The 12,475-nt window shown below is 67.7% G+C and carries 12 protein-coding genes; 4 read left to right on the top strand and 8 right to left on the bottom strand.

Going from position 1 to position 12,475, the window contains the following annotated elements; all coding sequences use genetic code 11:
* Positions 1-321: 321 nt before the first annotated feature.
* From V7Q42_RS18190 to V7Q42_RS18205, 4 genes are all read right to left on the bottom strand, one after another.
* Positions 322-1,104 (bottom strand): amino acid ABC transporter ATP-binding protein, encoded by a 783-nt coding sequence (locus tag V7Q42_RS18190; protein WP_333825575.1) that lies wholly within the window; start codon positions 1,102-1,104, stop codon positions 322-324.
* Between the two features lie 20 nt (positions 1,105-1,124).
* The gene (locus tag V7Q42_RS18195; RefSeq protein WP_333825576.1) at positions 1,125-2,261 is read right to left on the bottom strand and encodes an amino acid ABC transporter permease; all 1,137 of its coding nucleotides are present in this window, start codon (positions 2,259-2,261) and stop codon (positions 1,125-1,127) included.
* A 4-nt stretch (positions 2,262-2,265) separates the two neighbouring features.
* Entirely contained in the window at positions 2,266-3,465 is a 1,200-nt protein-coding gene (locus V7Q42_RS18200; RefSeq protein ID WP_333825577.1) for an amino acid ABC transporter permease, read from the bottom strand.
* A 221-nt stretch (positions 3,466-3,686) separates the two neighbouring features.
* Positions 3,687-4,703, bottom strand: coding sequence for an amino acid ABC transporter substrate-binding protein (locus tag V7Q42_RS18205; RefSeq protein ID WP_333825578.1), 1,017 nt, complete (start codon positions 4,701-4,703; stop codon positions 3,687-3,689).
* Positions 4,704-5,155: 452 nt separating this feature from the next.
* Between V7Q42_RS18205 and metC the strand changes: the two genes are divergently transcribed.
* Positions 5,156-6,349, top strand: a complete 1,194-nt coding sequence (metC, locus tag V7Q42_RS18210; RefSeq protein ID WP_333825580.1) for a cystathionine beta-lyase — start codon at positions 5,156-5,158, stop codon at positions 6,347-6,349.
* Positions 6,350-6,357: 8 nt separating this feature from the next.
* Here metC and V7Q42_RS18215 read toward each other — a convergent pair whose 3' ends face one another.
* Together V7Q42_RS18215 and V7Q42_RS18220 are read right to left on the bottom strand one after the other, a co-directional pair.
* Positions 6,358-7,239, bottom strand: a complete 882-nt coding sequence (locus V7Q42_RS18215; RefSeq protein WP_333825582.1) for a phosphatase PAP2 family protein — start codon at positions 7,237-7,239, stop codon at positions 6,358-6,360.
* A 181-nt stretch (positions 7,240-7,420) separates the two neighbouring features.
* Positions 7,421-7,702, bottom strand: coding sequence for a hypothetical protein (locus V7Q42_RS18220; RefSeq protein WP_333825585.1), 282 nt, complete (start codon positions 7,700-7,702; stop codon positions 7,421-7,423).
* 370 nt (positions 7,703-8,072) lie between these two features.
* On the opposite strand from V7Q42_RS18220, the gene V7Q42_RS18225 reads away from it, so the two are divergent.
* Both V7Q42_RS18225 and V7Q42_RS18230 read left to right on the top strand, forming a co-directional pair.
* Positions 8,073-9,803, top strand: a complete 1,731-nt coding sequence (locus V7Q42_RS18225) for a 2-oxoacid:acceptor oxidoreductase subunit alpha (RefSeq protein ID WP_333825586.1) — start codon at positions 8,073-8,075, stop codon at positions 9,801-9,803.
* Positions 9,800-10,705, top strand: coding sequence for a 2-oxoacid:ferredoxin oxidoreductase subunit beta (locus V7Q42_RS18230; protein ID WP_333825587.1), 906 nt, complete (start codon positions 9,800-9,802; stop codon positions 10,703-10,705). The genes V7Q42_RS18225 and V7Q42_RS18230 overlap by 4 nt, the downstream gene beginning before the upstream one ends.
* A gap of 82 nt (positions 10,706-10,787) precedes the next feature.
* Here V7Q42_RS18230 and V7Q42_RS18235 read toward each other — a convergent pair whose 3' ends face one another.
* Positions 10,788-11,057: a PilZ domain-containing protein gene (locus V7Q42_RS18235; RefSeq protein ID WP_333825588.1), complete on the bottom strand. Its 270-nt coding sequence runs from the start codon at positions 11,055-11,057 to the stop codon at positions 10,788-10,790.
* 208 nt (positions 11,058-11,265) lie between these two features.
* Here V7Q42_RS18235 and V7Q42_RS18240 point away from each other — a divergent pair, with 208 nt between their 5' ends.
* The gene (locus V7Q42_RS18240; protein ID WP_333825589.1) at positions 11,266-11,961 is read left to right on the top strand and encodes a glutathione S-transferase family protein; all 696 of its coding nucleotides are present in this window, start codon (positions 11,266-11,268) and stop codon (positions 11,959-11,961) included.
* Positions 11,962-12,010: 49 nt separating this feature from the next.
* On the opposite strand, the gene V7Q42_RS18245 is transcribed toward V7Q42_RS18240, so the two are convergent.
* Positions 12,011-12,268 (bottom strand): PilZ domain-containing protein, encoded by a 258-nt coding sequence (locus tag V7Q42_RS18245; RefSeq protein WP_333825590.1) that lies wholly within the window; start codon positions 12,266-12,268, stop codon positions 12,011-12,013.
* Positions 12,269-12,475: the final 207 nt, after the last annotated feature.

The raw sequence follows: 12,475 nt of genomic DNA on the forward strand, positions 1-12,475 counted from the left end.
CGCCATTCGCCCCGCCTGCGGTGTCCTCGCCCGAAACGAACATCGCACGGCCTCGTCACAACCTCGGAATTCGACCGAACCATTCCCCGTCCTCCCCGGCCGGAGCGAAGCGGAGGGGAAGGGGATCCATCGACCTTTCGACGAGTTGCGACGCCGTTGGGTCCCCTTCCCTCGCTTCGCTCGCCGGGGACGACGGCGGAATTCGCGTTCCCCGTCTTTCGGAGTTCGCGCACCCGCCGAAACCGGCGCCCCCCCCCGAAACGGCGACGGCCGCGCCCGTTTCAGGGGCGCGGCCGTCTTCGAACGGTGAACCGACCCCGCTCAGTGCAGGATCTGGCTGAGGAACAGCTTGGTGCGCTCGTGCTTCGGATCGGCGAAGAAGGCGTTCGGCTCGTTCATCTCGATGATCTGCCCGGCGTCCATGAAGATCACCCGGTCTGCGACCTGACGGGCGAAGCCCATCTCGTGGGTGACGCAGAGCATGGTCATGCCCTCGTTGGCGAGGGAGACCATGGTGTCGAGCACCTCTTTCACCATCTCCGGGTCGAGCGCCGAGGTCGGCTCGTCGAACAGCATGATCTTCGGGCTCATGCACAGCGAGCGGGCGATGGCGACGCGCTGCTGCTGGCCGCCGGACAGCTGGCCGGGATATTTCAGCGCCTGCTCGGGGATGCGCACCCGCTTGAGGTAGTGCATCGCCACCTCTTCGGCGTCCTTCTTCGCCATCTTCTTCACCCAGATCGGCGCGAGCGTGCAGTTCTCGAGGATCGTCAGGTGGGGGAAGAGGTTGAAGTGCTGGAACACCATGCCGACGTCGCGGCGGATCTCGTCGATGCGCTTCAGATCGTCGGTGAGCTCGGTGCCGTCGACGACGATGCGGCCGGCCTGATGCTCCTCGAGCCGGTTGATGCAGCGGATCATCGTCGATTTGCCCGACCCGGACGGGCCGCAGATGACGATCTTCTCGCCCTTCTTCACGGTGAGATCGATGTCCTTGAGGACGTGGAAATCGCCGTACCACTTGTTGACGCCGATCATGTGGACGGCGGGGGCATCGGTTGCGGCGCTCGCGGAGACGGTCGCGGCGGTGGCGGTGTCGGACATGTCGATGTTTCCTTCGCTCGTCAGCGCTTGTGACCGGTGGCGAGCCGGCGTTCCATCCATTGAGAATACCGGCTCATGCCGAAGCAGAAGACCCAGAAGGTCACCGCCGCCACCAGATAGCCGGTCTTGCCGGTCACCGGCGAGATCCACACCGGATCGGCGAGCGACGCCTGGATCATGCCGAGCAGGTCGAAGATCGAGACGATCAGCACCAGCGTGGTGTCCTTGAACAGCGAGATGAAGCTGTTGACGATGCCCGGAATCACCAGCTTCAGCGCCTGCGGCATGACGATGAGGCCCATCATCTGCCAATAGCCGAGGCCGAGCGCCATGGCGCCCTCGTACTGGCCCTTGGGGATCGCCTGCAGACCGCCGCGGATCGTCTCGGCGAGATAGGCCGAGGTGAAGATCGCCACGCCGATGAGCGCCCGCAGCAGCTTGTCGACCTCCATGCCCTCCGGCATGAACAGCGGCAGCATGTTGGAGGCCATGAACAGCACGGTGATCAGCGGCACGCCGCGCCAGAACTCGATCGTCACGATGCACAGCATCTTGATGATCGGCAGTTTCGAGCGCCGACCGAGCGCCAACAGGATGCCGAGCGGCAGCGAGCAGACGATGCCGACCACCGAGACGATCAGGGTGACGAGCAGGCCGCCCCACAGGGTCGTCTCCACCGGCTCCAGGCCGAAGACCCCGCCGGTCAGCAGGAAATAGGAGGCGATCGGCATGCCCACCAGGAAGGCGATGACGTTCGCCCGCTTGTAGGGAACCTTCGGCATCGCCAGCGGGATCAGCGTCGCGGCGAAGATGGCGAAGACCAGGGTCGGCCGCCACCGCTCCTCGGCCGGGTATCGACCGTAGACGAACTGCTTCCAGTAGGCCTCGACATAGGGCCAGCAGGCGCCGACACCCTCGGCGCGGCAGGTCTCCCCGTCCTTGGCCGACCAGACGGCGCGGAACAGCGCGAAGTCGAGGACGGTCCAGGCGATCCAGCCGAGAAGGAAGAGCCCGAACGCGGTCAGGAGCGCGTCGAAGATCGAACCGAACAGGTGGGCGCGGGCCCAGGCGAAGGGGCCGACGAAGGACTTCGGCGGATCCCGGGGCTCGGCGAGGGTGGGCCGCACGAAGGCGGCGGAGGCCGTGACGTCGCTCATCGTCTCACCTCTCCACGATCGCCATGCGGCGGTTGTAGACGTTCATGATCATCGCCGTGGTTACCGACGTGCCGAGATAGATCGCCATCCAGATGACGATGACCTCGATCGCCTGGCCCGACTGGTTGAGGACGATGCCGCCCACCGACACGAGATCGGGGTAGGCGATCGCCACCGCGAGCGAGGAGTTCTTGGTCAGGTTGAGATATTGGTTGGTCAGCGGCGGGATGATCACCCGCATCGCCTGCGGGATCACCACCAGGCGCAGGTTCTGGCCGTGGCTGAGGCCGAGCGAACGAGCCGCTTCGGTCTGGCCGTGGCTCACCGCCAGGATGCCGGCGCGCACCACCTCGGCGATGAAGCTCGCCGTGTAGGTCGCCAAGGCCAACACCAGCGCGATCAGCTCGGGGATGATCTGGATGCCGCCGCTGAGGTTGAAGGTCGACTTCTTCGGCGCCACCAGCGACAGGTCGAATCCGGAGATGGCGAAGAGCGCCAGCGGTAGGCCGACGACGAGCCCGAGGGTCACCCAACCCGCCGGGAACTGCTGGCCGGTCGCCATCTGGCGCGCCCGCGCCCAGCGCCGGATCGCCCAGGAGACCACCAGCGCGACGATCAGGCCGCCGACGACGCCCCAGCCGGCGAAGCTGCCGAAGTGGAATTCGGGCAGATAGAGGCCGCGATTGTTGACGAAGACCCAGCCCGGGATCGGCTGCAGCGACTGCCGCGGGCTCGGCAGAACGCCGAGCACGGCGAAGTACCAGAAGAAGATCTGCAGGAGCAGCGGGATGTTGCGCAGGAGCTCGACGTAGCCGGTGCACAACCGCGAGATGACGAAATTGTGCGACAGACGGCCGACGCCGACGAGGAAGCCGAAGACCGTCGCGAAGAAGATGCCGGCGACGGCGACGATGACGGTGTTGACCAGTCCGACGACGAGAGCGCGGCCGTAGCTCGCATCCTTGGGGAAGGAGATCGATTCCTGCGCGAGGTCGAAGCCCGCGGTGGTGGAGAGGAAGCCGAAGCCCTGCGCGATGTGGCGCCGCTCGAGGTTGACCGCGGTGTTGTGGACGATGGTCCAGGCCACCACGATCACGGCCGCCAGGGTCAACGCCTGGAACAGATAGCCTCGCTTCGTCGGATCGTTGTACCAGGCCACGCTCGGAGCCACGTCCGCCCCGAGGCCGTCGGGTCGCTTCGTCATACTCGTTCCCCCCACCGGCGTCGCGGACACCGGCCCTCACGCTCTTCCGGCTGCGTGTCGCCGACCGGAACGTCGATGCGGACGCGACGACGCCACCCTGGTCGTCCGCCCGCCTACGATCCGGCCTCCCGGGAGGTCGGATCGTGATCGCACCTGCGCCCCTCCCGAAGGGGCGCGAAACACTCCGGCCGGGGCGAGCCCGGCCGGAGGTCGACGATCGATCAGCGGACCGGCGGGGCGTACTGCAGACCGCCCTTGGTCCACAGCGCGTTGATGCCGCGGGAGATCTTGAGCGGGCTGGTCTCGCCGACGTTCTTCTCGAACAGCTCGCCGTAGTTGCCCATGTTCTTGACGATCTGGAACGCCCAGGCGTTGGTCAGACCGATGTCGGCGCCGAAGGAGCCGTCCTTGCCGAGGAACCGCTTGACGTCCGGATTCTCGGTCTTGGCGAGCGTGTCGTCGGCGTTGGCCTTGGTGATGCCGAGCTCTTCGGCGGTCAGCAGCGCGTAGTAGGTCCACTTGACGACATTGAACCACGCGTCGTCGCCCTGGCGGACCATCGGGCCGAGCGGCTCCTTGGAGATGATCTCGGGCAGAACGATGTGCTCGTCCGGCTTGGTGAGCTTGAGGCGCTCGGCGTAGAGGCCGGACGCGTCGGTGGTCAGCACGTCGCAGCGGCCGGCGTCGTAGGCCTTGACCACTTCTTCCGACTTCTCGAAGGACACGACCTTGTAGTCGAGCTTCTGGGTGCGGAACCAGTCGGCGAGGTTGAGTTCGGTGGTGGTGCCGGTGTTGGTGCACACCGAAGCGCCGCCGAGCTGCTTGGCCGAGGTGATGCCGAGCGACTTGCGGATCATGAAGCCCTGGCCGTCGTAGTACATCACGCCGGCGAACTTGCCCTGCTTGGTGTCGCGCGACATCGTCCAGGTGGTGTTGCGCGACAGCACGTCGATCTCGCCCGACTGCAGCGCGGTGAAGCGCTCCTTGGCGGAGAGCGGCGTGAACTTGACCTTGGTCGGGTCGTTGAAGATCGCCGAGGCGAGCGAACGGCAGAAATCGACGTCGAGACCGGTCCAGTTACCGGCGCTGTCGGGCTGCGAGAACCCGGCGAGGCCCTGGCTGACGCCGCACTGGACGAAGCCCTTGTTCTTGACGTCGTCGAGCGTACCGGCGAGAGCGACGGTCGCCGTGGTGCCCATGAGGACGCCGAAGGTCGCCGCGAGGATCCTGGTTTTCATGTTCGCGCCTTTTCTTGGAAGCTCTGAGCCGAGACGCTCGCGAGCCGTTGTCCGGATGATCCGACGGGGATCGCACCGCATTCGAATTCGCTCCGGCAGCATCACGCGCGGTCCATCCTGGACGGACCCACACGACGACGCCGCCCGGAGCGCCTCCCTCGAGCGCGACCGATCGATCGGAAGTCCATCTCAGGACAAAGAATCTGACCGGTCAAGGGGGAAAAGTCTTTCTCATATGATGAAGAATCGGAACTGCCGTTCTCCTTTGCACCGAAATGGAGGAACGATGATCATTCCCTGGGCGGGCGCTTCATTTCGCATTGGCGAAGTGCCCATTCATTGAGCAAATGCTCGGAAGGTCTTCGGAGAGGCCGAGTGACGGAATGCCGTGTGTCGAAAGCCGGCCGCCGATCTGATAGGAAGCGGGGAAACGAAGAGGATCGGACCACCGGATGACCGACGACGCGCGCCACCACCACCATGCCCCGAATACTCGCCTCGCCCATGCCGGGCGCGATCCCGCCGGCAGCCCCTTCGTCAACCCGCCGGTGATCCATGCCTCGACGGTGCTGTTCGACACTGTCGCGCAGATGAAGGGCAAGTCCGAGACGCCGGCGCGCTGGACCTACGGTCGGCGCGGCACGCCGACCTCCGATGCGCTGGAGCGAGCGATCGCCGACATCGAGGGCGCCGAGGGCACGGTGCTGACCCCGTCGGGGGCCGCGGCCTGCGACGTGGCGCTCCTGTCGGTGTTGGCCTCGGGCGACCACCTCTTGATGATCGACAGCGTCTACGGCCCCACCCGCACGTTCTGCGATGGCGTGCTGAAGCGCTTCGGCGTCGAGACCACCTATTACGATCCGCTGATCGGCGCCGACATCGTCTCGCTGATCCGGCCGAACACCAGGGCGATCTTCCTCGAGGCGCCGGGCTCGCTCACCTTCGAGATGCCCGACGTGCCGGCGATCGTGAAGGTGGCGCGCGAGCGCGACATCACCACCCTCATCGACAACACCTGGGCGACGCCGCTGTTCTTCCGGCCGCTCGACCACGGCGTCGACATCTCGATCATGGCGGCGACCAAATACGTCGTCGGCCATTCCGACGTGCTGATCGGCACCATCGCCTGCGGGCCGCGGGCCTGGAAGCGGGTCAAGACCACCCACGGCGATCTCGGCATGTTCACCGGTCCGGACGACATGTATCTGGCGCTGCGCGGGCTCCGGACCATGGGCGTGCGTCTCGCCCACCAGCAGAAGAGCGCCCTCACCGTCGCCGCGTGGTTCGCGGCCCGCCCCGAGGTGGCGCGGGTGCTCCATCCCGCGCTGCCCACCGATCCGGGCCACGCGATCTGGAAGCGCGACTTCACCGGCGCCTCGGGTCTCTTCGGCGTGGTGATGAAGGGCGGGTCGGACGCGGCTGTTTCCGCCTTCCTCGATCACCTCGAACTCTTCGGCCTCGGCTATTCCTGGGGCGGTTACGAGAGCCTCGCCATTCCCGCCGAACCGCGCGCCGTGCGCACCGCCGTGCCGTGGCGCGAAGAAGGTGCCCTCATCCGTCTGCAGATCGGCCTCGAGGACACCGCCGACCTCATCGCCGATCTCGAAGCCGGCCTCGCCCGCTGGAACGCCGCGCTCGGCGCCTGATCCCGGGCTCAGCTCGCGCTCTTCCGCGCCCGCGCGATCAACGCGGCGAGGACGTGCGGCCAGTTGCCGGGCCGGTCGGCCGCCTTTGGTTCGAGGCGGCCGATCGAATTCTGGCGGAAGACCAGATTGCGGCGGGCGAGCGCCAGCGCCGCGGTCAGGGTGAAGGCGCCGCCGAAACCGAAACCGGCGATCACGTCGGCGGGGAAATGCGCGTCGAGCAGGATGCGCGAGACGGCGACCAGGGCCCCGGCGGCGAGGATCGGCCGGCGCAGGGCGGGAAAGAGCAGCGCCAGCACCATCGCCGTCGCCCCCGCCGTGGTCGAATGGCCGGACGGGAACGACGCGAATTTCGCCGAGAAGGCGAAGGGGTGGAGCTCGAAGACGGCGCCCGGCGAGAGGTGTTCGGGCCGCGCCCGGCCGAAGGCGTTCTTGACCAGCGACGCGACGAGACCGCTGCCGGCGACGGATGCGAAGGCGAAGGCGGCGGCGAAGCCGATCTCGACGAGGCCGGCGCGCACCCGCCGGGCGAGGCCGATCGGCGAGACCGACAGGCAGAAGACCAGGATGGCGCCCGAGACGACGAGGATCTCGATCCCCTCGCCATACGATGTGAGCGTCTTCAGGAATCGGCGCCACGCGCCGGTCGCCCCACCCGGCGCCGCACCGACATGGGGATCGAGAAGCGCGATCGCGGCGAACGCCGCCGTCAACGTCACCGCCATGACGAAAGCGGGGTTCTCGTCGCGCGGCGCGACCCGGGCGACCCGACGGGCGCGGCGATGGGAGAGAATGCGCAGGCCCCGGCGTGCGCCCTCGGCGAGGCGCGCCCGGAAGACCCCCGGCAGCCGCAGCAGCACGCGGCTCAGGCCCGCCTCGAGATCACTCGCCACCTCGCCTTCCCTCTCCTGCCGTCCGCCCACGAACGAAGGGCCGCCGTCCGATCGGAGGCGACCCGGAAATGGCGTTCACGGTGTCGATCGATGCGTCGTCCCTCGGCCTTCCGCTCTACCACGGCGACGCGCGGTCCTCAAAGCCGCGAGCGGCTCGATGGACGACAAAGCCGCGAGCGGCTCAATGGACCACGGGCGGCGGCAGCAACTGGGCGACGGTGACCGGCGGCAGACCCGACTGCTCCTCGGGAACCGGCGGCAGCAACGGCAGACGATTCGAGCGCATCGGCGCGGCACCGGGCGCGGCGACCGGAACCACCGGGGCGGGCGGCGGTGCCGCGGTGACGGCGATGGGAGGCGTGTATTCGGCCCGATCGATTCCCCCCGAACAGGCGCCGAGACCGGCGGCGGAGGAGACGACCAGCGCGGCGAGCACGAGGCGGCGAAGAGCTGTGCGGCTCATCAAAACGGGAACTCCTTGCTGTCGCGAAAGAAAACCCGGCGATTTTGCGCCGATCCGTTCAAGAAGTCGTTAAACACCCGGCTCTACTCTCTGTTTTGGTTCACGAGAGGTTGACGGGGCCCCGTCCGGTCGGGTGAATCGGCGAACTTCGCCGTCGAGACCAAAAATGTGCGGGTGACCCTCTACAAAAGTTCGACGAGACATCCAACATTTTGTCGGGTCATTTGTCACAAGTCAAAGAGACGCCGACCGAGATCGTGGCAATGAACGCCCGCGCCGCGCGGAGACCGCCGGCGGCGCGAGTGGGAATCGGTCGGTTCACACGGGATCCCGCCGGCGCCCGCGCGCGACGGTAGACGAGGAAGACGAGATGTCCGAAGCACGCAAGTCCGTCGCGATCGTCATCGCCGGCAGCGGCGGCACCGGCGCCATCACCGCCGGTAGCGCCCTGCTCGCGGCCGCCGCCCGCGACGGCCACTACGGTCTGATGACCAAGCTCTCCGGCGCGCAGGTGCGCGGTGGCGAAGCGGCGGCGCTGATCGAACTCGGGGTCGACCCGATCGAAGCGCAACCCGACCGGTTCGACTGCCTGATCGCCCTCGACTGGCAGGACGTCCATCGCTTCGCCCCCGAGATCCCGCTCGACGGCGACAGCATCATCGTCTGCGATCCCAAGAACGGCGCCGTCCCCGAAGCGATCGCCCGCTCCGGCGCCCGCGTCGTCGAGCTGCCGATCGCCCAGATCGCCGCCTCTGTCGAAGGCGGCCGCCTCAACATGGTCGGCTTCGGCATCGCCGCCGAACTCGCCGGGCTCGAGCCGGAGGCCGTCGACGATGCGATCCGCGCCATGATCGGGTCCAAGGGCGAGAAGGCGGTCACCGCCTCGCTCGGCGCCGACGCCGCCGGCCGCGCCGCCTTCGCCGCGACCGGCGTCTCCATGGCGCTGGCGCCGGGCCGCAAGGCCGAACGCTGGATGCTCTCCGGCAACGAAGCGGTCGGCCTCGGCGCGCTGCGCGGCGGCATCACCTTCGTCGCCGCCTATCCGATCACCCCGGCGACCGAGATCACCGAGTGGCTCGCCGTCCAGATGCAGGAGCACGGCGGCCGCGTGGTGCTGGCCGAGGACGAGATCGCCGCCATCAACATGTGCTGCGGCTCGGCCTACGCCGGCGCACCGACGATGACCATCACCTCCGGCCCCGGCCTGGCGCTGAAGGTCGAGACCATCGGCTTGGCGATCGCCGCCGAGATCCCGATGGTGATCGTCGACGTCATGCGCGTCGGCCCGTCGACCGGCATCCCGACCAAGTCGGACCAGGGCGACCTCGACATCGCGCTGCGCGGCACCCCGGGCGACGCCCCGCGCGTCGTCATCGCGCCGATCTCGATCGCCGACTGCCCGGCGACCACCGAGCGCGCCGTCCACATCGCCGAAGCGTTGCAGACCCCGGTGATGCTGCTCTCCGATCAGTCGATCGGCCAGACCCAGACGATCATCGACGTGCCGACCGAACGCCCGACGCCGCTGAAGCGGCTCACCGTGCCCTTCGCCACCGGCCCCGACTTCCGCCGTTACCAGCTGACCGACAGCGGCGTCTCGCCGATGCCGGCGCCGGGCACGCCGGATTGCCAGTGGGTGGCCGACGGCCTTTCGCATGCCGAGAGCGGACACCCCTCGAACTCCGCCGCCATCCACGTCGCCCAGCTCGAGAAGCGCAAGCGCAAGCTCGAGACATTCGACTTCGGCGACGGCTGGGGCGATGTCTTCGGCCCCGCCGACGCCCCCCTCGCCCTCCTCGCCTTCGGCTCCTCGGTCGGTCCGGCCAAGGTCGCCGCGGCGCGCCTCACCGAAGCCGGAACGCCGACCAGGGTGGTGGCGCTGCGCGTCCTCTCGCCGATTCCGAAGGCGAAGCTCTCCGCCGCCCTCGCCGGGGCGAAACGGATCGTCGTCGTCGAACAGAATCACTCGGCCCAGCTCTACCGCCACCTGCGCGGTGAGAAGGCGCTGCCGCACGGGTCGGAGAGCTTCGCTCGTCCCGGCCCCACTCCCTTCCGCGCCGCCGAGATCGTCGCTCATCTTTCGCAAGAGGTCGCCGCATGACCATCCACGAACAGCCCCACGCGTGTCCCCAGCAGCTGACGCTGAAGGACTTCAAGTCGTCGGTCGAACCGATCTGGTGCTCGGGTTGCGGTGACTTCGGCGTGCTGCAGTCGCTGCAGCGGGCGCTCGCCGAACTCGGCCGGCCGCCGCACGAGGTGGTGGTGGTCTCCGGCATCGGCTGCTCGTCGCGCCTGCCCGCCTACACGACCGCCTACGGCTTCCACGGCGTCCACGGCCGCGCCCTGCCGGTGGCCACCGGCATCAAGCTCGCCCGGCCCGACCTCGAGGTCATCACCGTCGGCGGCGACGGCGACGGCTACTCGATCGGCGGCAACCACTTCCTCCATGCCGCGCGGCGCAACGTCGATCTGACCTACATCGTCATGGACAACCGGGTCTACGGCATGACCAAGGGCCAGCCGTCGCCGACCACCGAAGCCGATTGGGACAGCGACGCCGCCCCCGGCGGCACCGGCGTCAAGCCGTTCTCGCCGCTCGCCATCGCGCTCGCCGCCGGCGCCAACTTCGTCGCCCGCGGCTTCGCCCTCGACGTCAAGCCGTTGGCGGCGATGATCGTCGAGGCGGTGCGCCATCCCGGCTTCTCGTTCATCGAGGTGCTGTCGCCCTGCATCACCTTCCGCCCCGAAGAGATGGAGTGGAAGAAGAGCGTCGAGCGCGGCGCCATCCAGCCGACCTCGGATCGCGCCATGGCGACCGCCGCGGTGCTCTCCGACACCGAGATGTCGACCGGCATCTTCTTCAAGGGCGATCGTGGCGTCTATCGCGAAGCGCCGAAGGGCCACGGCGACGCCGAGAAGATCGCGGCGCAGTTCCGCGTCGGCGGCAATGCTCATCTCGCCCCCGTCGACAGCGGCTGCTGTGGCGGTGGCAGGACGCTGTGAGCCTAGGCAACCGTGGGATCATGGAAAAGGGCCCGGCGACGGGCCCTTCTTCGTTACACGCTCGGACCGTCGAGGTCGCGCGTCACGCGGCGTCGCGCACGAAGACGACACCCATGTCGTTGCCGTTCGTCCACACGCGCCGGGCGCGGATGCGCTCGCCCCTCTCGACGAGCAACAGTTCGAACCAGGTCGGCACCAACGGCGGGCCGCCGAAGCGCAACCGCGCCCCGTTCGCCGAGATGTCGCGAACCCGGCAATCCATGGTCGAGAAGCGCTCGTTGAAGACGGCGCGGGCGCCGAGAATGGTCCTCGACCTCGGTTCCTGCCGACGCTCGAACCTCACGATGGTCATCGCCCCAACTCCCTCATGGGTATGCCGTGGACGAATTTCTACCATGAAAAGTTGCGTCGATCAGCCGTAAGGTTGATGAATGGTTAACTCCACAACCGTGGTATGTCGCGTTCGAGACGTCCCTCCGCCGTCCCCTCGTTCCCCCGGCCGTGTCTCGGTGTAGGATCCGTCGAAACGACCGATCTGTGTTCGGCGGGAGGATCGGAGAATGATCGAACTGCATCAGTTCGCGTCGCTCGACGGCGTCAACATGAGTCCGTTCTGCTCCAAGGTGGAGACCTATCTGCGGCTGCGCCGCGTCCCCTACCGGGTGGTCGTCGATCCGCCGTTCCGCGGGCCGAAGGGCAAGCTGCCGTTCATCGTCGACGGCGACCGGCGGATCGCCGACAGCAGCGACATCGTCGCCCATCTCGAGGCGACGCGCCCCGATCCGCTCGACGCCGGCCTCGATCCGGCGCAACGTGCGGCGGCGCATCTGGTGAAACGGACGCTGGAGGAGAGCCTCTACTTCGCCATGCTCTTCGACCGTTGGGCGATCGAGGCGAACTGGCCGCGGACCCGCGACGGGCTCTTCGCCGCCATCCCGGGCGCCATCCGGCCGTTGGTCACGGCGCTCATCCGGCGCAAGATCCTGCGGGACGTGAAGGGCCAGGGGACGGGACGCCACACGGAGGCGGACGTCCATCGCCGCGGTGTCGCCGACATCGACGCGGTGGCGGAATTCCTCGGCGGCCGCGATTTCCTCGTCGCCGACCGGCCGACGGTGATCGACGTCACCCTCTTCGCCTTCGTCGACAATCTGCTGAGGGGCGGCTATCCGGGGCCGTTACGGGAGGCGGCTCGGTCGCACGCCGGTCTGGTCGGCCACCACGGCCGCATGACCGCGCTGATCGCCGACGGCTGAGGCCGCGCCGGTCCCGGTGGTCGACGGTCGCGACCCGGGAGGAGAGGCCTCAGTCGAACTCGACACCCATTTCGCCGTCGCGCGACCAGATCTTGCGCACCCTGCGCTTGTCGTTGCGACCATCGATGCGCAGTTCGAACTCCTGCGGCAGGTAGGGCGTATCGCCGAAGTGCAGGCGCGCGCCGCGATCGGTGATGTTGCGCACCAGACAGTCGACGGTCGAGTACTTGTTGTTCATCACCACATGGCCGCCGAGCAGCGAACGCATGCGCTTCTCGCGGCGACGTTCGGTCCGGGCTTCGCTCATCTTCGTTCCTCTCCGAAGACACCAATGTCGAGCGTCAGCTTAAGCCAATTTCTTCGCATCACGAAGCAGAAGCCGGAAACGCGATGAACGACCGGTCACCGAGATCACTGCAATTCGAACGATGCCGGCCGCCCCGAGCCGGCTCGGGCGCGTTATGAGACCTGTGCGCGGTTGGACCATCATGTTGATTTGATGCGTTTAATGTGC

It is taken from the genome of Pinisolibacter sp. (genome assembly GCF_036782435.1).
Lineage (GTDB): Bacteria > Pseudomonadota > Alphaproteobacteria > Rhizobiales > Ancalomicrobiaceae > CALBKH01.

Bases quoted from the DNA above. Each gene is read 5' to 3' on its own strand.
- V7Q42_RS18190 (WP_333825575.1), bottom strand. From the start codon at position 1,104: ATGTCCGACACCGCCACCGCCGCGACCGTCTCCGCGAGCGCCGCAACC.
- V7Q42_RS18195 (WP_333825576.1), bottom strand. From the start codon at position 2,261: ATGAGCGACGTCACGGCCTCCGCCGCCTTCGTGCGGCCCACCCTCGCC.
- V7Q42_RS18200 (WP_333825577.1), bottom strand. From the start codon at position 3,465: ATGACGAAGCGACCCGACGGCCTCGGGGCGGACGTGGCTCCGAGCGTG.
- V7Q42_RS18205 (WP_333825578.1), bottom strand. From the start codon at position 4,703: ATGAAAACCAGGATCCTCGCGGCGACCTTCGGCGTCCTCATGGGCACC.
- metC (WP_333825580.1), top strand. From the start codon at position 5,156: ATGACCGACGACGCGCGCCACCACCACCATGCCCCGAATACTCGCCTC.
- V7Q42_RS18220 (WP_333825585.1), bottom strand. From the start codon at position 7,702: ATGAGCCGCACAGCTCTTCGCCGCCTCGTGCTCGCCGCGCTGGTCGTC.
- V7Q42_RS18225 (WP_333825586.1), top strand. From the start codon at position 8,073: ATGTCCGAAGCACGCAAGTCCGTCGCGATCGTCATCGCCGGCAGCGGC.
- V7Q42_RS18230 (WP_333825587.1), top strand. From the start codon at position 9,800: ATGACCATCCACGAACAGCCCCACGCGTGTCCCCAGCAGCTGACGCTG.
- V7Q42_RS18235 (WP_333825588.1), bottom strand. From the start codon at position 11,057: ATGACCATCGTGAGGTTCGAGCGTCGGCAGGAACCGAGGTCGAGGACC.
- V7Q42_RS18240 (WP_333825589.1), top strand. From the start codon at position 11,266: ATGATCGAACTGCATCAGTTCGCGTCGCTCGACGGCGTCAACATGAGT.
- V7Q42_RS18245 (WP_333825590.1), bottom strand. From the start codon at position 12,268: ATGAGCGAAGCCCGGACCGAACGTCGCCGCGAGAAGCGCATGCGTTCG.